Origin of the sequence: Yoonia sp. 2307UL14-13, from assembly GCF_037572755.1 — a bacterium.
Taxonomy (GTDB): domain Bacteria; phylum Pseudomonadota; class Alphaproteobacteria; order Rhodobacterales; family Rhodobacteraceae; genus Yoonia.
Map to the genome: position 1 here is coordinate 288,229 of NZ_JBBIFZ010000001.1, position 20,544 is coordinate 308,772.

The 20,544-nt window shown below is 59.4% G+C and carries 24 protein-coding genes; 6 read left to right on the plus strand and 18 right to left on the minus strand.

Annotation, left to right across the window (positions count from 1 at the left end; genetic code table 11):
* Window positions 1–113 precede the first annotated feature (113 nt).
* The 4 genes from V8J85_RS01560 to V8J85_RS01575 are packed head-to-tail and all read left to right on the plus strand — an operon-like array spanning window position 114 to window position 2,534.
* Window positions 114–326, plus strand: a complete 213-nt coding sequence (locus V8J85_RS01560; RefSeq protein WP_339951541.1) for a twin-arginine translocase TatA/TatE family subunit — start codon at window positions 114–116, stop codon at window positions 324–326.
* A 23-nt stretch (window positions 327–349) separates the two neighbouring features.
* A complete protein-coding gene (gene tatB / locus V8J85_RS01565; RefSeq protein ID WP_339951543.1) occupies window positions 350–751 on the plus strand; it encodes a Sec-independent protein translocase protein TatB in 402 nt (133 codons plus the stop codon).
* Window positions 748–1,695, plus strand: a complete 948-nt coding sequence (gene tatC / locus V8J85_RS01570; protein ID WP_339951544.1) for a twin-arginine translocase subunit TatC — start codon at window positions 748–750, stop codon at window positions 1,693–1,695. Before tatB ends, tatC begins: the two co-directional genes overlap by 4 nt.
* Entirely contained in the window at window positions 1,692–2,534 is an 843-nt protein-coding gene (locus V8J85_RS01575; protein WP_339951545.1) for an ATP-binding protein, read from the plus strand. The genes tatC and V8J85_RS01575 overlap by 4 nt, the downstream gene beginning before the upstream one ends.
* Before the next feature lie 33 nt (window positions 2,535–2,567).
* On the opposite strand, the gene V8J85_RS01580 is transcribed toward V8J85_RS01575, so the two are convergent.
* From V8J85_RS01580 to alr, 14 genes are all read right to left on the minus strand, one after another.
* Complete coding sequence (locus tag V8J85_RS01580) at window positions 2,568–3,731, minus strand: LysM peptidoglycan-binding domain-containing M23 family metallopeptidase (protein ID WP_339951546.1); 1,164 nt, start codon at window positions 3,729–3,731, stop codon at window positions 2,568–2,570.
* Between the two features lie 99 nt (window positions 3,732–3,830).
* A complete protein-coding gene (locus V8J85_RS01585; RefSeq protein WP_339951547.1) occupies window positions 3,831–4,472 on the minus strand; it encodes a protein-L-isoaspartate(D-aspartate) O-methyltransferase in 642 nt (213 codons plus the stop codon).
* Window positions 4,469–5,254: a 5'/3'-nucleotidase SurE gene (gene surE, locus V8J85_RS01590; protein ID WP_339951549.1), complete on the minus strand. Its 786-nt coding sequence runs from the start codon at window positions 5,252–5,254 to the stop codon at window positions 4,469–4,471. Before surE ends, V8J85_RS01585 begins: the two co-directional genes overlap by 4 nt.
* A gap of 63 nt (window positions 5,255–5,317) precedes the next feature.
* Window positions 5,318–5,695, minus strand: coding sequence for a hypothetical protein (locus V8J85_RS01595; RefSeq protein WP_339951551.1), 378 nt, complete (start codon window positions 5,693–5,695; stop codon window positions 5,318–5,320).
* Between the two features lie 119 nt (window positions 5,696–5,814).
* Entirely contained in the window at window positions 5,815–6,456 is a 642-nt protein-coding gene (locus tag V8J85_RS01600; RefSeq protein WP_339951553.1) for an SDR family NAD(P)-dependent oxidoreductase, read from the minus strand.
* A 43-nt stretch (window positions 6,457–6,499) separates the two neighbouring features.
* Window positions 6,500–6,760, minus strand: a complete 261-nt coding sequence (locus V8J85_RS01605) for a hypothetical protein (RefSeq protein WP_339951555.1) — start codon at window positions 6,758–6,760, stop codon at window positions 6,500–6,502.
* A gap of 155 nt (window positions 6,761–6,915) precedes the next feature.
* Window positions 6,916–7,323: an arsenate reductase (glutaredoxin) gene (gene arsC, locus V8J85_RS01610; protein ID WP_339951557.1), complete on the minus strand. Its 408-nt coding sequence runs from the start codon at window positions 7,321–7,323 to the stop codon at window positions 6,916–6,918.
* Complete coding sequence (locus V8J85_RS01615; RefSeq protein WP_339951559.1) at window positions 7,320–7,811, minus strand: DUF4279 domain-containing protein; 492 nt, start codon at window positions 7,809–7,811, stop codon at window positions 7,320–7,322. The genes arsC and V8J85_RS01615 overlap by 4 nt, the downstream gene beginning before the upstream one ends.
* Window positions 7,808–9,268, minus strand: a complete 1,461-nt coding sequence (gene purF / locus V8J85_RS01620) for an amidophosphoribosyltransferase (RefSeq protein WP_339951561.1) — start codon at window positions 9,266–9,268, stop codon at window positions 7,808–7,810. The genes V8J85_RS01615 and purF overlap by 4 nt, the downstream gene beginning before the upstream one ends.
* Before the next feature lie 190 nt (window positions 9,269–9,458).
* Complete coding sequence (locus tag V8J85_RS01625) at window positions 9,459–10,022, minus strand: CvpA family protein (protein WP_339951563.1); 564 nt, start codon at window positions 10,020–10,022, stop codon at window positions 9,459–9,461.
* A gap of 24 nt (window positions 10,023–10,046) precedes the next feature.
* Complete coding sequence (gene radA / locus V8J85_RS01630) at window positions 10,047–11,411, minus strand: DNA repair protein RadA (RefSeq protein WP_339951565.1); 1,365 nt, start codon at window positions 11,409–11,411, stop codon at window positions 10,047–10,049.
* A gap of 80 nt (window positions 11,412–11,491) precedes the next feature.
* On the minus strand, window positions 11,492–12,211 hold the full coding sequence (locus V8J85_RS01635; protein WP_339951567.1) for a hypothetical protein: 720 nt from the start codon (window positions 12,209–12,211) through the stop codon (window positions 11,492–11,494).
* Between the two features lie 41 nt (window positions 12,212–12,252).
* Entirely contained in the window at window positions 12,253–12,699 is a 447-nt protein-coding gene (locus V8J85_RS01640) for a paraquat-inducible protein A (RefSeq protein ID WP_339951569.1), read from the minus strand.
* 45 nt (window positions 12,700–12,744) lie between these two features.
* The gene (gene alr / locus V8J85_RS01645) at window positions 12,745–13,782 is read right to left on the minus strand and encodes an alanine racemase (protein ID WP_339951571.1); all 1,038 of its coding nucleotides are present in this window, start codon (window positions 13,780–13,782) and stop codon (window positions 12,745–12,747) included.
* 271 nt (window positions 13,783–14,053) lie between these two features.
* On the opposite strand from alr, the gene V8J85_RS01650 reads away from it, so the two are divergent.
* On the plus strand, window positions 14,054–15,217 hold the full coding sequence (locus V8J85_RS01650) for a sterol desaturase family protein (RefSeq protein ID WP_339951573.1): 1,164 nt from the start codon (window positions 14,054–14,056) through the stop codon (window positions 15,215–15,217).
* 185 nt (window positions 15,218–15,402) lie between these two features.
* Window positions 15,403–16,668, plus strand: a complete 1,266-nt coding sequence (locus V8J85_RS01655) for a LysM peptidoglycan-binding domain-containing protein (RefSeq protein ID WP_339951575.1) — start codon at window positions 15,403–15,405, stop codon at window positions 16,666–16,668.
* A 42-nt stretch (window positions 16,669–16,710) separates the two neighbouring features.
* Here the strand turns inward: V8J85_RS01655 and V8J85_RS01660 are convergent, their stop codons facing one another.
* The 4 genes from V8J85_RS01660 to V8J85_RS01675 all read right to left on the minus strand — a co-directional run bounded on the left by V8J85_RS01660 (window position 16,711) and on the right by V8J85_RS01675 (window position 20,530).
* Window positions 16,711–17,703: an aldo/keto reductase gene (locus V8J85_RS01660; RefSeq protein WP_339951577.1), complete on the minus strand. Its 993-nt coding sequence runs from the start codon at window positions 17,701–17,703 to the stop codon at window positions 16,711–16,713.
* Window positions 17,696–18,073 (minus strand): MerR family transcriptional regulator, encoded by a 378-nt coding sequence (locus tag V8J85_RS01665; RefSeq protein WP_339951579.1) that lies wholly within the window; start codon window positions 18,071–18,073, stop codon window positions 17,696–17,698. Before V8J85_RS01665 ends, V8J85_RS01660 begins: the two co-directional genes overlap by 8 nt.
* 75 nt (window positions 18,074–18,148) lie before the next feature.
* Window positions 18,149–19,633 carry a replicative DNA helicase gene (locus V8J85_RS01670; RefSeq protein ID WP_339951581.1) on the minus strand — a complete coding sequence of 495 codons (1,485 nt, stop codon included), beginning with the start codon at window positions 19,631–19,633 and terminating at the stop codon, window positions 18,149–18,151.
* A 228-nt stretch (window positions 19,634–19,861) separates the two neighbouring features.
* Window positions 19,862–20,530, minus strand: a complete 669-nt coding sequence (locus V8J85_RS01675) for an orotate phosphoribosyltransferase (protein WP_339951583.1) — start codon at window positions 20,528–20,530, stop codon at window positions 19,862–19,864.
* Between the last annotated feature and the right edge of the window lie 14 nt (window positions 20,531–20,544).

The window sequence follows — 20,544 nt, forward strand, 5'->3', positions numbered from 1 at the left end:
GATGCAGTTGCGCAGGGTCAGCCGCCCGTTATGCCTATCTTTGTGTCATGGATCGCCATATTTCTTAGGAAGATTGACGAAGTGTTTGCGCCACGGCGCTGGAGGAATGTGACATGCTCAACAATATCGGCCTTCCCGGCCTGCTACTGATCGCCGTTGTCGTTTTGGTCCTGTTCGGACGCGGCAAGATTTCCAGCCTGATGGGCGAGGTCGGCAAAGGCATCACTGCGTTCAAGAAAGGTGTCGATGATGGCAAGCAAGAGATCGACGACAGTCTTGCCAATGCCCGCGACGTGACCCCCGAAGAAGAAAAAGACAAAGTCTGAGTGCCGCAGAAGGACCGCGCCTGATGTTTGGTCTTGGCATGAGTGAGATGGTCGTGATCGGCATCGTTGCGCTGATCGTGATCGGACCGAAGGATTTGCCCGGTCTGTTCCGCACGATGGGGCAGTTCACTGGCAAGGCGCGTGCGATGGCACGGGAGTTTTCGCGCGCAATGGACGCCGCCGCCGACGAAGCGGGGGTCAAGGATATCTCGAAAACGATCAACGCGGCAGCCAACCCCAAACAGTTCGGCGTGGACAAGATCAAGGAAGCGACCGGTATGACCAAGGGCCCTGCGACGCAGGCCCTGTCCGAGGAGCGGCAGGCCGCCAAAGAGAAGATGAGCGAGGCCATGGCGAAGGCCGCTGTCGAACGCAAAGCGCGTGAGGAAGAGGCCATGGTGTCCAAGCCCGAGGCCGACACATGAGCGCCGCCGACGACATCGACGACAGCGCCGCCCCCCTGATCGAACATCTGGCCGAGCTGCGGACGCGATTGATATACAGCGTTTCCGCCTTTCTGGTGATGATGATCCTGTGCTTTTCGGTGGGTGGGGCGCTGTTGGATTTTCTGCTGACCCCGATCGAGCGGACGATGCGGAACCTTGGCAACCCGAACCCGGTGATGCAGTACACCGCACCGCAGGAATACTTTTTCACGTTGATTCGCATTTCCGTTGTGGGCGGATTGACCCTGGCCTTCCCGATCATCGCATATCAACTTTGGCGGTTCGTGGCGCCGGGACTGTATCGCAATGAAAAACAGGCGTTTTTGCCGTTCATCATCGCCTCACCGGTTTTGTTCGTCCTGGGTGCCGCCTTTGCGCATTACATCGTTGTGCCGTTGGCGATGGCGTTTTTCCTTGGTTTTGCGGACCTGCCGTCGTTCGTGACGGCAATTATGGCGGAGGCTGTGCCGCCGCCGCCGGGCGCAGAGTTGTTGCCTGGCGCCGATGACGCGGCACCTTTGCCAAGCAGCGGTGTGGACATCGTGTTCAACGGCAAGGTCAACGAAACGCTGGATATCACGCTGAAAATGATCGTCGCGTTTGGCGTGTGCTTTCAGCTGCCGGTGCTGTTGACGCTGATGGGGACCGCGGGGCTGGCCAGCTCGCGCGGGTTACGGGGCACGCGGAAATACGCGGTCGTGGGTATTTTGGTCGTCGCCGCGCTGGTCACGCCGCCTGATGTGACGACACAACTGATCCTGTTCGTCGTCGTGTATGGGCTTTACGAAATCTCGATCCATCTGGTCGCCGCGGTCGAGCGCAAGAAGGATCGGCAGGCGCGCAAGGATGGCGTGATCGGTGAGGACGAGAGCCTGTTCGACATCGATGGCGACGATGAGACCGAAGAAGGCGGCACCGCGTGAACGAAGACCATTTGGCGCGAATTGCCGATGCGCTGGAACGGATCAGCCCGCCGCCTTCAGTCGCTCCTGACTTTGGCGCGGCTTCGGCTTTTGTCTGGCATCCCGACCCCGACCGTTTGACGCCGGTGCAGCAGATCAACCGCGTCGATGTGGGTTTGCTGGTCGGTGTAGACCGCGCGCGTGATACGCTTTTGGCGAATACGGTCCAGTTTGCAAGGGGGCTACCTGCCAATAACGCCCTTCTCTGGGGCGCGCGGGGGATGGGAAAATCAAGCCTTGTGAAGGCGATCCATGGTGCGCTGCAATCCGATCATCCGAGGCTGAAGATTGTGGAAGTGCAGCGGGAGGATCTGCCCAGCATTGGCCGGTGCCTTGATCTTTTGCGTGGTGCTGCAGAGCGGTTCATCCTGTTCTGTGACGATCTGTCGTTCGGCCATGATGACGCGCATTACAAGTCGCTCAAAGCCGTTCTGGATGGCGGAATTGCCGGACGGCCCGATAATGTCGTGCTTTACGCCACGTCGAACCGGCGTCATCTCATGCCGCGCGACATGATCGAGAATGAGCGATCCACGGCCATTTCACCGTCCGAGGCGGTGGAGGAGAAGGTTTCCCTGTCCGATCGGTTCGGGCTGTGGTTGGGCTTTCACCCTTGTGATCAGGATGCGTACCTCGCGATGATACGCGGATATTGCGACGCCCATGGCGTTGAGATCGATGACGCGACTTTGCGTGCCGAAGCGATTGAATGGCAGGCGACGCGCGGGTCCCGGTCGGGCCGCGTCGCATGGCAATACTTTACCGATCTGGCCGGTCGCCAGGGCATTTCCATTACATAAGGTGGATCCGGGTCCACCTTACGTATCGAAGCGTTACGGCAGATAATCGGTCGGATCGACGCTTTGCAGGCCGCGCCGCACCTCGAAATGCAGGAAGCTCGGATCGCCCTCACGCACCTTGCCGATCGTCTGGCCGCGGGTTACGGCATCGCCCTTGGATACGGTAAGGTTGTCGATATTGGTGTAGACGGTCAGCAATCCATCGCTGTGCTTGACGACGATGATGGCGACGCCGCTGGTGTTGTTCGTGACAGCTGCGACGGTGCCGGCATCCGCCGCCTTCACATCCGTCCCGGCGGGCACCCCGATGTCAATGCCTTCATTGCTGCCAGGCGCATAGGCCCGGATGATACTGCCCTGCACCGGGAAACTGAACCGCGCAGCGCTGGCCGGGGTCTGATTGCCAAGGTCCGGCGCCTCGGGAATGGCCGCGGGCGCGATCGGGGCCGCCGATGCCGGTTCCGGCAACGGCGTCGCTGCGCTGGGCGGGACGGGGGTTTCGGTGCCGGCACCGGGCGCGGTCACCTCTGCCGGTGCGGCGGCTGCAGGCGTTGCCCCGCCACGCGGGATCAACAAAAACTGCCCTTCGCGGACGGTGAATTGTGAATCCAGCCCGTTCCAGTCGGCGATAGCGCTGACCGGTACGTTATAAAGGCGTGAGATTGCAAAGACCGTCTCACCCCGTGCGACCTGGTGGCGGATCGGCTCTGCCCCGGTCGGGGCGGCGGCTGGCGCTGCCGCCGTCGGTGTGGAGGTGACCGGGTCAAGCGAGGTGGTCGTGACCTGATTGTTCGCGTTTGCCCGGTCGATCGCCCCGCCCGCGATGGCAGAGACATCAAGCGGCTGCGTGCCTGCCGCCGGGATCGCACCTGTCGCGGCGGACGGTTCCGCCACCCGCGTGGGCAGAGCGATGATTTCATCGCGCCGCAGGATCACGTCCGGTTCAATCCCGTTATATTCGGCCAGTTCATTCGCATCGAGACCAAGGCGGATCGCGATCCCGCGGATCGTGTCATCCTGCCGGGCGACGACGACCTGATAATTCGGGTAGGATATGATCCCCCGATCATCGGGGCTGGGTCGACCAGGCAGGTTCTGGATCGCCCGGCTTGTGTCAAAGCCGTTCGCATTGTCCCGCAGATCGAAATCGAAAGGTTCATCACAGGCGGCCAGCAATGCCAATGCGGCCCCCGTCATGCATAAACGTGTCCTGATTTTGCGCCCATACGCCATAATACCGCTCCTCAAGTCAGTCGCCCCTTGTTGCCGGGGTCGTACTATATCTTGTGTCGCACTCTACTCCTGTCCGAGCCCTTCAAGCAAGGGGACAAAGCGCACAGCACGCAATTCGTCGTAATCATAGCCATTTTCGTGCCGTGTGACGCGGATCAGGCTTTGAACAGTGTCGGATTGACCGACCGGAAGGACCATGATGCCCCCTACACGTAGTTGTGCGAGCAGCGGCCCGGGCGGGTCTTCCGCTGCGGCGGTCAGCAGGATCCGGTCGAACGGGGCCTGTTCCGAAAAGCCATAGCTGCCGTCGGCGGTGAAGGTGGTGATATTCGTCATATCCTGCCGCTCGAATATCGCGCGGGCAGCGGTGACAAGGCTGCGATAGCGATCGACGGTATAGACCCGACGCGCGAGTTTGCTGAGGATCGCCGCCTGGTAACCAGAGCCGGTGCCAACCTCCAACACTTTGTCCCGGTCGGACACTTGCAAGGCCTGCGTCATCAGGCCCACGACCGAAGGCTGGCTGATCGTCTGCCCGCAGGTGATCGGCAGGGGCATGTCCTCATATGCGCGGTCGGCAAAGATGCCACGAACGAAAAGCGCACGGTCGACCTTTTCCATGGCGGTCAGGACCCGCGCATCGGTCACCCCCTTGCTGCGAAGGGCGTAGAGGAATTGCATCTTGGTCGCCGCGTCGAAGGTCACCTGAGCGCGCCTTTCAGCGTCTCGACCATGGCATAATCCGTCAGGTCTGCGCGCATCGGCGTGATCGAGATATAGCCGTCGAGGTTTGCCGCCGCATCCGTGCCGGGTGCTGTGGGTTCGTGCTGCGGGCCACCTCTGACCCAGAGAAACTTGCGCCCGGTGGGTGATGTCTGCGCCTCGGCCCGAAAGCGGGTGTTCAGGCGGAAACCTTGCGTCGTTGCCGCCATGCCTTTGACGGCATCGGCAGGAACGGGTGGGAAATTGACGTTGTAGAACAGCTTGTAATGCGCATCGTCCCACAGCGCGTCGTTCATCAGCGCCTGCACGGTGGCCACGCCATGTTCTGCTGCTGCTTCGAACGGGTTGTCCAGATTTGCATTGTCGGGCCCGTAGAATTGCGACAACGCGATCGACCTGACCCCTTGCAGCGCACCTTCGATACAGGCGCCGATCGTGCCGGAATAAAGCGTATTTTCGGCGGCGTTGTTCCCACGATTGACCCCCGAAAGGATTAGGTCAGGGGGCGTATCTTGCAACACATGATAGATGCCTGCGATCACGCAATCGGCGGGGGAACCTTCGGCGGCATAGCGCCTCTCTTCGAACCGCGAAATCATCGTGGGATGGGTGTAGCTGATGCAATGTCCCACGCCCGATTGTTCAAAGGCAGGCGCGACGGTCCAGACCTCTCCCTTTGGGCCCGCAACCGCGTGCGCGATATCGGTCAGCACCTTCAGCCCCGGTGCGTTGATCCCGTCGTCATTGGTGATGAGAATGCGCATATTCGCCCCTATCTTCGCAGAATTTACCTAAGCGAGGGGGCAGGGGACGGCAAGCAGCCGTGCCTAGGCGGTGCGATGTTGGCGCAAACCGTAGAAAGTCAGCAACGGTATCAGGATAAACGCGATCCACTGCGGCATGGGCCAGGGTGAACCCAGTTGCGTCAGGCCGTAGTAGATGAACAGGCCGGACCAGCCAAGCTGCATGGCCGCCAAAGCGATGGCAAGCGGCCAAGAGGGTATGCGGGCCAGCCAGAACAGCGCCAAGGCCATCACCACCAAATTGACCGTGATTGCGTGCCACAGCACGCCCGCCATAGACGTCAGATGCGGCGTTGCCAGCGTTTCCTGGTAGACCGCGTGATACTCCGGCCCGCCGCCGACCACGTGAACACCGGTGATCAGGGCCATCAGAACCGCGCAGATCGTGATAGGAATGTTCATCAAGGTGCTCCTTTATGGTCCGGGTCGGATGTGGGAATTCCACCTTCATATTGAAAGTACAATCAGTCGCTGACTGTGACGATTGTCACGCAACTTGAAGAAAATGTCTGGCGCGATGATCAGCCCAGAATTTCGGGCAATAGTCGGGCCGCCTCGACCGCTGGATCGGTCAGCACATCCCGGTTTTCGCCCGGATAGAAACGTGCGCGCGTCGCGGTCGGCATCGGGGCCGGTTCAAGGATGCGCACGACCGGACCGGTCTTGACCGTTTCCACCTGCCACGACCGGGCGAGCGCGATTTGCGCGGCCTTCGTCGCACCATATCCGCCGAAAAAGGCGGACCCACCGCGCGGATCATCGAAAAAGACCGCTTTGCCTTTATCACCAAGAAGCGGCGTGACGTAACCCATCAGGCGCGATGTGGCCGTGACATTGACGTCGATGGATTTGGCCATGTCTTTGGCGGCGATATGATTTGCAGGCGACAAGGGGGCGGCATGGATCGCCGTGTGCAGCCAAAGGTCCAGACGCCCCCAGCGGTCATAAATACCGCGGCAAAGCTGCTGCATCGCCTCATCGATGGTGATGTCCATCGGCGCCAGCGTCGCCTGTCCGCCTGCGGCCTGAATGGCATCGTCCAGCTCTTCCAATGCACCGACGGTTTTGCCCACGGCAATGATATGATGGGTCGGGGCCAGCGCCTTGGCCAGAGCCGCGCCCAGGCCCCGCGAGGCGCCGGTGATAAGAGCAGTCTTTGTCATGCCGCGCCTCATGCGCCGATGCGCGGCAAGGGTCAAGGGGCGCTTACGCGCCGGGTACGGTTAGGGTGTGGGTCGTACCGCTCCGATCCGACAGGATGACCTGCGTATCGCCGATTGCCGCGACCGTCATGCCAAAGGCGCGCTGTCCATTGGTCAATCGGGCGATCCGCCCACGGGATGACCGCAAAAGAACCATTGGCCCGTCATGGGCCTTCATAATCCCGATGACCGCGACGCCGCGCAAATCCATAGCGTCGACAAGCGTCGCTTGCGCGGCCACATGGGCCGACGTTTGATCTGTCATGATATTACCGCTTCGTTTTCTTGTTGGCGCGACTGATGCCAGAAACGTTTGTCAAGAAACAGGCAACAATACGTGATTGACGCGAGGTATTTCGTCGCGTTTTCGCCATAATCTGCGGGCTTCGGCAGGAAGCCGCCGGGTGACGTGGCGGCGGCCTATGCCGGCGCGCAGATCAGGGTGCCATCTTCCTTGTAGACCGGTGCGCTCAGCGGCATTTCGAGAAGCGGCAACACGGCCTCCGACGGGCGGCAAAGCGCGACACCTTTCGGCGTGCAGACGATCGGACGGTTGACCAGGATCGGATGGGCGACCATGGCGTCGAGCAGGGCGTCATCGCTTACATCGGCATCCGTCAGCCCAAGTTCCTCTGCCGGGGATTTTGACGTACGCAACGCTTGGCGTGGGGTCATGTCCGCAGCCGCGAAAAGGGCCTGAAGTTGCGGCCGGGTCCAGCCGGTCTGGAGGTAATCTACGACGACAGGTTCAGTGCCGGAGGCGCGGATGACGGCCAGAACATTGCGGGAGGTTCCGCAGTCTAGATTGTGGTGGATGACGGTGGTCATGAATAATTCTCAGCATCCGAAATTGCGTCTTGCACCTGCGAACGAAGCTCTGTGATTTCTTCGTGCGGGTTGAAGTCGGGATAGGCATCAAACCAAAAAGTCAGGCCTAAAGCGGTCATCTGCCTCTGCATATCCAAGGTCGTCACGAACTCGAAATTTCCGCCTAGCGAGACACAAACAACCTGACAGCTAAACTCTTCCTGCAACTTCAGTAGCTCAATCCGTTTTGGATACATCTTGCGTATAATGGCGCGAACATGCGCCTCTAACGGCTCTTCAGACTCGAGGGTGGAGTTGTATCTCCATAATGACTGTCGCCGCTTCAGCGTATGCCCCCGCGGCGTTTGATAGGCCTCACCCAACGAGTATGCACGATCGGGTTCAATCCCTAGAATTTCGGTGATCTTATTTGGATCAGTCGCACCTACCGCGCGGAAATACGCATATTGATCACGCTTGATCGGATAGTTCCACGGCAGGTCTGTCATTCCGCCGCCGTTTTCGCCTGAAATCCCTGCTCCATCATATCCGAAGGTGCGACCGGGTACTCGCCCGAGAAACAGGCGTCGCAATAGGCGGGCGCGTTGTCGTCGCGGCCCTGTGCCTCACCGACGGCGCGATAAAGACCGTCGAGCGAAATGAATTTCAGGCTGTCGACTTCAAGATGTTCGCGCATTTCCTCTTCGGACATCGTCGCCGCCAGCAGTTTTTCGCGCTGGGGTGTATCAACGCCATAAAAGCACGGCCAAGCGGTCGGCGGGCTGGCAATGCGAAAATGGACCTCTGCCGCGCCTGCATCCAGGATCATTTCCTTGATCTTGCGGCTGGTCGTTCCGCGCACCACGCTGTCGTCCACCAGGATGACCCGCTTTCCCTTGATCAGCGCGCGGTTGACGTTCAGTTTCAGCCGCACCCCCATGTTGCGGATCTGTTCGGTCGGTTCGATAAAGGTGCGCCCCATATACTGGTTCCGAATGATCCCCATGGCGTAGGGAATGCCTGATTCCAGCGCATAGCCGATGGCGGCGGGAGTACCGCTATCAGGTACGGGACACACAAGATCGGCCTCGACCGGTGCCTCCTTCGCCAGTTCCCGTCCGATGTTTTCGCGGGTTTCATAGACCGAACGACCGCCGAGGATGCTGTCGGGCCGACTGAAGTAGACATGTTCGAAGATGCAGAAACGGGACCGGTTCGGGCGGAAAGGAAAGTGACTTTCGACACCTTTTTCCGCCGTGATCACAACCATCTCACCCGGTTTGACTTCGCGAACAAACTCGGCCCCGATGATATCAAGTGCACAGGTTTCGGACGCCAATGCCCAACCATCGCCGATCTTGCCGAGGACCAGCGGCCGCACGCCAAGCGGATCGCGGCAACCCAGCAGTTTCGTTCGCGTCATGGCCACGATGGAAAACGCGCCTTCGACCTTGCGCAGGGCCTCTTCCATCCGGTCGGGGATATTGCGGCCCATCGATCGTGCCATAAGGTGGATGATGCATTCGCTGTCGGACGAGCTTTGAAAGATCGAACCGCGTTCGATTAATTCACGGCGCAGTTGCAGGGCGTTGGTGATGTTACCGTTATGTGCGATCGCGGCCCCACCCATCGCAAACTCACCGAAAAAGGGCTGTACGTCACGAATGGCGGTCTGCCCTTTGGACCCGGTCGTCGAATAACGGACATGGCCGATTCCGATCGGTCCCGGCAGGCGGGCCATCATCTCGGGCGAGGTGAAATTGTCGCGGACAAGCCCGATGCGGCGGGCCTGGTTGAAACCGGTCTCGGCGTCGTGGGTGACGATCCCACCGGCCTCTTGCCCCCGATGTTGCAGGGCGTGCAGGCCGAGCGCCACGAAACTGGCGGCATCAGCGACACCGACGACGCCGAAAACGCCGCATTCCTCCCGTAATTTATCATCATCGAAGGGATGGGCAGGGGGCATCTGAGGGGCCAAAGGGCAGCTCCGAATCCGGTGACACTGGTCTGGGTCTGTCTTAGTCCGTCACGGCCGATGTGTCACGAAACGATCATAATTTCTTGGCGTCATGCCTGGAAACAGACTTTTCGTGACAAAAAGTCTTGCAGCCAACCCGCACCAGAGGGTTGGCGCGCCATTTTTTAGGACAATACCGTTACTCGGCAGGTTGACCGCAGGTGCCCACCAGTTGCTGGTACTGCTCTGTAATCCATCCCAGCGCCTGTTCGGGATCCTGATCTTCCAGTTGACCGGTCATCTGGGCAAAGACCACCGCCGACCGGCTATCATCGACAATCGGCACTTCCTGATTGGCGAAGACCGTGTCGTAGACAAAGAACGCGACAGCGACCAAAAGAATACCGCGCAAGACACCGAAAAAGAAGCCAAGCGCCTGGTCCACACCGCCAAGGGCCGATCGCTGGACCACGCTCGAGAAGAGCGGTGTAAAGATGGATACGACGACCAACGCGACCGCGAACACCGCCGCAAAGGCTGCGATAATCGCCAATTCGCAGCTGTCACCGATGAAATCTCCAATAACCGGGGTCTGCTTGATCAGTGGCTCAACCTGATCGGCGAAGATGAACGCGACGATCGTCGCACCGATCCAGCCCAAGATCGCCATCGCCTCGCGGACAAAACCGCGGCTATAGGCCAACACCCCGGAAACCAGAATGATGAATGCCACCCCCGCATCGAGAAGTGTGAAGCCTTCCATGGTCTTTCTCCTGCCCGTCAGCGCTTACCGCGCGCCAAAAACCTCTTCCACAAATCCGGCAAGGTCTACCGCTTGGCGCAGCCCGATGCCAGAAACCGCCGGCTGTTTGGCCTGTTGCGGCATGATCGCGCTTGTAAAACCAAGTTTCTGGGCTTCTTTCAATCTATTTTCCGTTTGAACGACGGGACGGAGCGCGCCGGAGAGGCTGATTTCGCCAAAAACGACAGCCTCGGATGGGAGCGCGGCATCCTCTCGGGCCGAGACGAGCGCAGCGGCGACGGCGAGGTCCGCGGCGGGTTCCGAAATGCGCAAACCCCCTGCAACGTTGAGGTAAACGTCCAGTCCGGTGAAGGGGACGCCGCAGCGGGATTCCAGCACGGCGAGTATCATGGCGAGCCTGCCGCCATCCCATCCGACCACGGATCGGCGCGGTTGGCTGTGTGGCGAAGGTGCCACAAGTGCCTGGATCTCACAGAGCATGGTGCGGGTACCTTCGAGGCCTGCGAACACGACCGATCCAGGGGCAGGGGTGCCCCGTTCCGACAGGAAGATGGCCGAGGGATTCTTGACCTCGGCCAGGCCTTTGCCGGTCATTTCGAACACGCCGATTTCATCCGCGGGGCCGAAACGGTTCTTGACCGATCGCAGGATCCGGAACTGGTGGCCGCGTTCGCCTTCAAAATAAAGTACCGTATCGACCATGTGTTCGACGACGCGGGGACCCGCAATGGCGCCTTCTTTCGTGACGTGTCCGACCATGATGACGGACATGCCGTTTCGTTTGGCAAAGGTGGTCAGCTCGTGGGCGGAGGAGCGGACTTGGCTCACGCTGCCGGGGGCGCTGTCGACATTGTCCGCCCACATCGTCTGGATGGAGTCGATGATCGCGAGGTCGGGTTTTTCGGCCTCCAGCGTCGTCAGGATATCGCGCAAGTTCGTGGCGGCGGCGAGCATGACCGGGCTTTTCTCAAGCCCCAGACGGCGGGCGCGCATTTGGACCTGTGCGTTCGATTCCTCGCCAGAAATATAGATGACTTTCAGGCCATTACGGGCAAATCTTGCAGCGGCTTGGAGGAGTAGGGTCGATTTGCCGATCCCCGGATCGCCACCGACCAGCAAGGCGGAGGCTTTGACCAGACCGCCACCCAGCACACGGTCCAATTCGCCGACCCCCGCCTCGGTCCGGGGCGGCTCTTTCTCCTGTGTTTCAAGGTCGGTCAGGCTGATCGCTTTGCCACGCGAGGCGCCGAGTGTTTTGCCCTTCGGACCGCTGGCCAGCGCCTTGTCTTCGGTGATGGTGTTCCACGCGCCGCAGCCGTCACAACGGCCGGACCATTTGCTGAAGGTGGCGCCGCATGCGTTGCAGGAATAGGAGAGGTCTTTGGCCATGTTCACCTTTTGGACCAGTTTGGAGCATTCAGCAAGATCAGCAGGTCACCCGCTGCATCTTGTTCAGACGCCGCGAGGGATTATTGATCACAGCCATGGGCAGCGGCTTGGTTATGAAATGCATGGGCCAGGTCTTTTGCCTTCTGTTCAGTCGGCAATCTGAACTCGATGGTAGGAATGGCCACAACCTCGCCGGTCAACAGAGTATCAGCCGATGGACCACCCGGCGCATAGGCCGTCGTAATTCGATAAGATGCAGGTGACGGCAGTCGTTCGACCGCTTGCGCAAATTCGAAAAAGTTTGGCGCGTCCTCATGAGCAACCAAGGTTTGCTGGCCATCAATAGTGATGACCTCGGCCATCACTCTCACATAAAGCGTAAAACGATCGTTATTCAACAGGTCGCGAGCACCATCGCGATCTGGCCAAGACGACCTGTTGTCTTCGCTGCTCACCGCCCGAATATCGTCGAATTGGTTCAACATTGCTTCGGTCACAGGTTTGCGTGAGATGCGGAGCGTCACCTGTTGGTTGTTTGGCACCATCCTGATAGTCCCAAAGTTGTAGCTTTTCAAGTCCGCACGCATGACGACGCGGCTTATTGCGACGGGTTCGCCTTCCGACCCAACCTGATCAACGCTTACAAACAGATCGCAAGCATTGAGCGATATTATCGCTTCGTCACCGATTGCGTTGGTCAGTATGGCGACCAGTCTTTCATCGGTCGGTTGACGTATCAGGAATAAATAGGCAGCGATGGCAGCGGCGGCCAAGGTCAATACCTCTGCTAATCTCTTCAACTGACATGCTCCCTTTAGATTGCCGGAAGGCGTTAGCTATCTTACTTTTCTGCCTTTGCCTTTGGCGTCAGCGCCGAGATGATGATGGACGCCAGAATGCAGGCTGTGAACATGTATAGTCCCCAACCAGTTTCCACTTTCCCAACGCCGACGCCTTTGAAGACGACGATGTAGAGCGCGATGAGAAAAACATCGGCCATCGCGAGTTTGCCGATCCAAGACAAAACAGGAATAGTGTTATCTTTCAAAAGGTTAAAGTGAACAAGGGCGATGCCGATCGTTTTCAGATAGGGCGCGAACAACGCGAATGCCGTCACGAGAAGCGCGAGCGCAACGTCGCTTTCCCACAAAGCCTGCATGCCGGTGATGACGCTGATTTCGTTCAGCCCGAAGAGCGGTAAAAGCCCGGCCCGCATCAGGGGGGCGAACCAGGCGATGGGGAACAGGATCAGCAGCGTCAGATTGGCGATGCGCAAGATGTTTAACATGAGAAACCTTAATGAAACCTTGGACCTATGTAGGGGCGGGTCGGCCTATTTACCAAAGGTCTTGCGGTTGTAGCGGGCGCCAAGCTGGGTCAGCACCTCGTAACCGATTGTTTTTGCTTGGCTCGCGAGGTCGTCAACACTTTGTTTCGGGCCGATGAGCGACAGTTTAGTGGGCACTTCGGGCAGGTCGGTGACGTCGATGGTCAAAAGGTCCATTGAGACCCGCCCGACCAGTTTGCAGGGGATATCACCATGGTAGAGCGTCGCCTTGTCCGACAGGATGCGGAACAGGCCATCGGCGTAACCGCCTGAGACCGTTGCGATTTTTGTGGGCCGTTCGGCCTGCCACGTGTTGCCGTAACCCACAACCTCGCCCTCGGCCAGATCGCGCACCTGAATGACGGGCAGGTCGAGTTCGACGGTCGCTTGCGCCTGTTCGAACGGCAAACCGCCGTAAAGGCCGATGCCGGGGCGGGTCAGGTCGAAATGATAATCGGGGCCGAGGAGGATCCCGCCTGTCGCCGCCAGTGATCGTGGCGCGCCGATCCCGTCGGTCATTTTCTTAAAGTTATCAAGCTGATGCGGGTTCATCGGATGGTCGGGTTCATCCGCGCAGGCAAGATGCGACATCACCACGGTTGGACGTTGCGCCAATGCCAGTTCGGCGACTGCCGCCCATTCCTGCATCTCCATTCCCAGCCGGTTCATGCCCGTGTCGAGTTGAATGCCGAATGGATGGCCGGGCAGAGTTTCGAAATGCATGGTCAGCTGATCGACGCTGTTCAGCATCGGGGTCAGCCGCAATTCGCGGATCAGGTCGGTGTCGCCTTTCATATGCCCCGAAAACACCGAAATATCGGGCTTTTCACCCAGTTCGTTGCGGATCGCCACGGCCTCTTCCGCGACGGCGACGAAGAATTGGCGCACACCGGCCTTGAACAGTGCCTTGGCCACGTTGACTGCACCCAGCCCGTAGCCATTGGCCTTCACCACGGCGGCGGTCTTGCAATTCGTCATGCCATCCAGGGCGCGCCAGTTGGCGACGACGGCGTCGAGGTCGATGGTGAGGCGTCCGGTGCTCATGGCCCGTCTTTTGGCAGGGGGCGGGGAGGGCGGCAAGTGGTTAACGATGCGTGCGCCGAAATCCGGCGAAATAGCCGTGGCACGGCTGCAATGGTGGTTAACGCCAAGCAAAGTGGGGGTTTCGTGACTGACACATTGCGTGCAGCAGACGTACACACAGCGTACACACACTTGTGCAGCTTGGCCGTGATTAACGGGGCGTCCGGTGGCCCGCTGTTAACGATTGCCATTTTGTTGCCGATTTTTTCGGATTAACAGGCGCGAAAGAGGAATGAGGGACATTTTGGGCATTCTGAAGAAAGTCGTTACACAACTGGAAACACCTCGCGACGAGCGCCCTTTGGGCAGCGGGTGGCTGTCCGGCGCGCTCGCGCTGCTGGCGTCGTTGGCAGGGCTTTTGATCGTGCTGCTGCGATGGTTCCCCGAGACGTTTTCATACCCCGAAATCGCGTTTATTCAGGATAGCGGCGTCGTCACGGTGTTCCTGCGTTTCGTGTTGCTGTCGGGCTATGCCCTGTCGCTGCTGAGCCTGATCCTGAGCGCGCGGAAATCGCTGGGCTGGACAGCTTTGGCCGTGTCGGTCGTCGCGTCGCTGATGGCCAATACCCAACCGCAGATCGGGGCAGAGCCGCCGCAGGCGTTCTATTTCGGTCTCGACTATTTCATCATCAACGTGTTGGTCGTCGGTTTCCTGTTCGTCCCGCTGGAGCGGTTTTTCCCGGCACGTTCCGAGCAGACGGTGTTTCGCGCCGAATGGCAGGAGGACATGTTCTATTACCTCGTGTCGTCCATGCTGGTGCAGATTCTCGGGTTCATCACGCTGGCACCGTCGAACTATTTGAATGCGCAAATCCCGTTGGATGACGTGCGTGTCTGGATCGTCGCCATGCCGTTCTGGCTGCAGGTCGTCGTCATCATGATGGCCACGGATTTCGTGCAATATTGGGTGCATCGGGCCTTTCATACATTTCCGTTTCTGTGGCACTTTCACGCGATCCACCATTCGACGAAAAAGATGGATTGGCTGGCCGGCGCCCGCATGCATTTCATCGAAATCGCGGTGCTGCGCAGCTTGACGGCGGTGCCGATGTTCACGCTTGGGTTCGATCCGGCCGCGATCCAGGCGTATCTTTTGATCGTCTATTTCTATTCCAGCTTTATCCACGCCAATATCGGGTGGACGTTCGGGTTTATCGAACGGTTCCTGGTCACCCCGCGTTTTCACCATTGGCATCACGGATCGGACCGGGCGGCGATCGATATCAACTATGCCTCGCACTTTCCGATTTATGACTGGCTGTTCGGAACCCACCATTTGCCCGAGAAAGAATGGCCAGAAAATTACGGGGTTGTCGGTGATACGGTGCCGCGAGGATATTGGCGCCAATTCGTGTATCCGTTTCGAAAACCGAAACAGAACGAGCCGGCGGAGTAGCACCGTGCAAGGGCGTTAATCACGAAGGAAAAATTCTGTCGCTGACTGGGCACACTTAGCCAAAAGGCGATGCAAGAGCATTTGTGCCCCAACCTCTCTGCGGTACGCATGTCGTGTACGAGTATGAAAGGTTTATTATGCGAATTTGCTCTGCGCGTCTTTTCGCGCTGTTTCTAACGACGTCTTTGCCAGCCACAACATTCGCCCAAAACGATGCCCGCACCATTTCATGCGGCCAAGTCTATACGATTGCCTCTGGCGATACGCTGAGCCAGATCAACCGGCGGGCCTATGGGGACCTGGTGTTCGACAATCTCTACCAAGCCAACCGTGCCGTGATCGGGCCGAACCCGAACGTGATTTTCGTGGGTCAGCAGTTGGAGATTCCCTGTCCGTTGGATGAAACCGTTGCCGCCGCCGCGGCAGAGGCGCCGGTGGTGGAAGAGCCGACACCGGAGGAATTGGAGCCGGTCTCGACGACCGGTAAGCTGACTTTCACCTTCAACAAAGCTTCGGCCCCGAAATTCATCATCAATAGCGGGATCATCGATCTGTATCTGGCCGAAATTGCAGAGGTCACAGAGGGGCGCGTCAGCTTTGTCGATCCGGTCGTGATGAACCGCGATCCGGCGGTGCAGTTCGATCTGATCCAATCCGGTGATGTCGATGCGACCTATGTGTTCAACGGCTATCTAAGCGAGTCCCATCCGTTGCTCCAACTGCCGATGCTGCCGCTGATGGGTGGCTCTGCCGAGCAGACCGCCGTGTCGCTGTGGCGGTTGCACGCAGAGTATCTGGCCGAGACCAACTATTTTGACGATGCAAAGCTGTTGGGTTTCGTGGCAGCCCCGGCGGCGCATATCTGGCGGTTGAGCGATGAGCCGGTGGTGGCCGGGCAGGGCATCGTCGATCAGAACAATTATGCCGTCCCTTACTTTGATGGTCTGGACACGCGCGGCCCGGCCAAGGTGCGCGAAGAGAACGAGATGCGACTGGCGGCCTTCAATGAAGAGGCGAACGGGACGTTGACGTTCTTCATGGCCCATGGTGCGGCCCGCGCGGCGGGTGTCTGGACGGATGACCGGACGGTGACCGAAGTGGCCAATGGTCTTTACACGCCCACATTCTCGGTCGTTTTGTCGAACGATGCCTGGGGCCAGATATCGCCGCAGGATCAGGCGGCGATCGACGCGATCTCGGGTGAGGTTCTGGCGGTGCGCTCGGCCTCTTGGGATGCGTTCGACAATGGACACCGGTCGCATATGCTGACCACGGGGTTGAACGTGGTGAAAGCCGATGACGCGATCCTGGCAGAGCTCGAAGCGACGTTGGCAGATCGACTTGTCGCATGGTCGGCGGATGCTGCAGCTTTGGGTATTCCGGCCGTTGAGGCCATTTCGGCATATCGTGCGAATATCGCGGCGCTGCAGGACCTTCTGGTGTTTGAGTAGGACGTGGAATCAGAGCCGGGTTTGCCGGCTCTGGTCTTTTCTTTAGCTGGCTTGGGGCGGTCCTTCTTCGGGTCTGTCCAGCAGCGTTTCTATTTCGTCCATCTGTGCCTGCGTCAGCGGTCCTTTTTCCAAGGCACCGCACAGATCCACCACCTGTTCGGGCGTGCGAAAACCGGGGATCGGCATGGCGTTGGGCGTGCGGGCCCAAAGCCAGGCGATGGCGCCCTGAGGCAGGGTCCGTCCGTCGGATTTCAGGATGTCGCGGGTGGCGTCCAGTTGTCCCAGATAGTGGTCAGTGATCTTGCCGTCCTTGAAATAGTCCTGCCAGCCGGGGTTGCTGCCCCGGATTTCATCGCGACTGAATTGCGTCTTGCCGTCGTATTTGCCGCCCAGAACCCCCATCGCAAGGGGGGAACGGATGAGCGAGAGCAGGTTCAGCTTTTCGACAGCGGGCACCATGTGACCGGCGGGTTTCAGAACGTTCATAGCGTGTTCCACGGCCGTGAAACCGGGGCGGTCTGCGAAGGCGGCGGCACTTTCGGGAAAGTCGGTTGACCAGCCGTAGGCGCCGATCGTGCCGTTTTCATAGAGTTCGGCCAGCATGTCGAAGGTCGGTTCGGCCTCGGCGATTGGCAGTTCGTTGTTGTGGTGCAGCACCAGATCGATCCGGTCGCGCCCCAGCCGTTTGAGCGAGACGTCAATGGTTTGCCGGATCATGTCGGGGTCGTTGATCGGGCCTGTCAGTTGATTGGTTTCGGTGTCGATTTCCAGCCCGATCTTGGTGGCGATGGCTACGTCGGGGTGGTTTTTAAGCGCGGTGCCAAGCACGATTTCGGAATGCCCGCAGCCATAGGCCTGGGCCGTGTCAAAATGGGCGATCCCATGTTCGAGCGCTGTGGCGATGGCGGTCCGGGAAACGGTATCGTCGACCTCACCCCAGCCGACGGCGCGTCCGTCCATGAAGAACGGCCCGCCGATGGCCCAGCAACCAAGGCCGAGGGTGGGTTGTGTGGGAATGTTTTGGAAGTCAGCCATCTTTCGTCTCCAATCTGTCGGTGTAAATCTTGATCTTGTGGTTCAGGTAGGCCTCGCAAATGTCGAGTTCGGCGCGCCGCGCGGCCAGCGTTTCGGCGTGGGCCTGCAGCAGGGCGAGCCGTGTCGCCTGTTGTGCGGGGCTGTCGGCGTCCGGCGCGTGGGCAGAGGCCGCGAAGTGCTTGACGTCATCCAGCGGCATGCCGGTGACGCGCAGCCGTTCGAGCGTCGTCAGCCAGTTGACGTCATCGGCGGAAAAGTCACGCCAACCGCGCGCGTCGCGGGTAATCGGCGCGAGCATGTGCGACTTTTCGTAGAACCGGATGGTGTCCTGGGTCAGCCCCGAGCGGGCGGATGCTTCGGCGATTCGCATGGGCGGTCTCCTTTGACCGCCATGCGTAACGTATTGGAGTCACTCCAGGTCAAGGGGTGGGGTGTGAGACCGACCTTAGAAACGTTCATCCCCTTGTTGCCACGGCTTCACAAGGTTGCCGAAGCGGGTGAACTGGCTTTCGAAGCTAAGCTCGACCGTCCCGATGGGGCCGTGCCGTTGCTTGCCGATGATCACCTCGGCCTTGCCGTGCAGGCGCGACATGGCCTCTTGCCATTCGACCATTTTTTCCAGTTCGTGATCGCCGGGTTTTTCCCGCTCCTTGTAGTATTCCTCGCGGAAGACGAACATCACGACGTCGGCGTCCTGCTCGATCGTCCCGGATTCACGCAGGTCGGAAAGCTGCGGGCGCTTGTCGTCGCGGCTTTCGACCTGACGCGACAGCTGGGACAGGGCGACGACAGGGATGTTGAGCTCTTTGGCGATCGCTTTCAGCCCCATCGAAATCTCACCGATTTCCTGCACCCGGTTGTCGGATGTGCCCCGCACCAGTTGCAGATAGTCCACGATCAGCAGGTCCAGCCCGTGGGTCCGTTTGAGACGACGCGCCCGGGCGGCGAGTTGGGCGATGGGGATCGCAGCGGTGTCATCGATGAAGAGGGGGCAGGCTTCAAGGTCTTTGGCAGCCTCGACGAAGCGCCGAAACTCCGTTTCATCCATGTCACCCTGTCGGATCTTGTGGGATGAGACCTCGGACGCTTCGGCAAGGATCCGGCCGGCAAGCTGTTCGGCCGACATTTCGAGTGAGAAAAAGCCGACCACCCCACCGTCAACCGCGCCGTCAGAGCCGTCCGACAGCTTTCCCCTGCGATAGGCCTTGGCCACGTTGAAAGCGATATTGGTGGCCAGCGATGTTTTTCCCATGGACGGACGCCCGGCGAGGATCAGCAGGTCGGATTTGTGCAGGCCGCCCAGTTTCTTGTCCATATCGGTCAATCCGGTGGCCAGACCGGCGAGTCCGCCTTCGCGTTGATAGGCGCTGTTGGCGACATTCACGGCCTCGGTCACTGCGCGCAGGAAGGATTGGAACCCTTGTTCGGTCGTGCCCTGTTCGGCCAGATTGTAAAGCGCCTGTTCCGCTTCGACGATCTGTTCCTTGGGTTCGCTGTCCACGTCGACTTTGGCGGCCTTGTCGGCGATGTCGCGGCCCAGATTGATCAGTTCGCGGCGCGTCGCCATGTCATAGATCATCTGTGCATAGTCGCGCGCGGCAAAGGCCGAGATCGCGGCACCGGCAAGCCGGGCGAGATAGGCGGGACCGCCCAGTTCCTTGAGCCCCTCGTCGTCTTCGAGGAACGCCTTCAAAGTCACGGGCGAGGCGAGAGCGTTTTTCGAAATCCGTGCTGCAGCGGTTTCGAAAATCCGCGCATGAACAGGATCATAGAAATGCTTTGGCCCGATGACCGATGCGACACGGTCATAAACGTCGTTATTGGTCAGGATGGCGCCCAGAAGCTGCTGTTCGGCCTCGATGGAATGCGGCATCAGGTCGGCGGAGGTGGCCTCTACGCCGGTGGCGTTGAATGCGGTGACTTCGTTCATTTTTCTCTTACCCCTCGTGACGCGCCTCTTAGCAGGCCGATTGCAGGGGGCGCTATCAGGATATGATTGGGGATGTCCTGCGGGATAACTCTGTGGATTGTGTTTCTTTGCAATCAGCCATAGCACAGTTTGTGCATCGTGGGTGCAAAATCACCAGATAGGCAGTGTGGCACCGATTCTGTCACGCTATTTGTTCACAGGTCGGTGGACAAGTTTTTGACCAAATAGTTAAGCTGGTTTCCAGCTTTCAGGGTCATTCAGATAAGCCTCGACCGCATCCAAGGTACCGGCGTCATAGGCTTTGCGCGCCTTCGCCTCGGCCAGCACATCCCACCATGTGCACAGATAGATCAGCTGCACGCCATGATCGCCCAGCCGTTCGCGCACCCCGTCGTATATGTCGTAAAAGAATATCAACGCAGTGGCTTCGCATGTGGCACCCGTGTTGCGGATCGCGTCCACGAAAGACAGTTTCGAGCCGCCGTCAGTCGTCATGTCCTCGACCAGCAGTACGCGCTGACCCTCGGTCATGAGCCCTTCGATCCGGGCATTGCGCCCGTAACCTTTGGGTTTCTTGCGCACATAGGTCATCGGTAGGGCGAGGCGTTCTGCAATCATGGCACCAAAGGGGATACCCGCGGTTTCGCCGCCAGCCACGTTGTCGAAGGCTTCGAAACCCGCCTCGCGCATGATGGTGACGGCGAGAAAGTCCATCAGCGTCGTGCGGATGCGCGGGAAGCTGATCAGTCGTCTACAATCCACATAGGTCGGTGCCTGCCTGCCTGACGAGAACGTGAATGGGGTTTCGGCGTTGAAATCGACGGCCCCTGCTTCAATCAGCATGCCTGCGGTCAGCCGCGCGATTTCGTCTTTGCTGGGAAAGGACGTGGGGATCATGTGCGCTCTCTTCT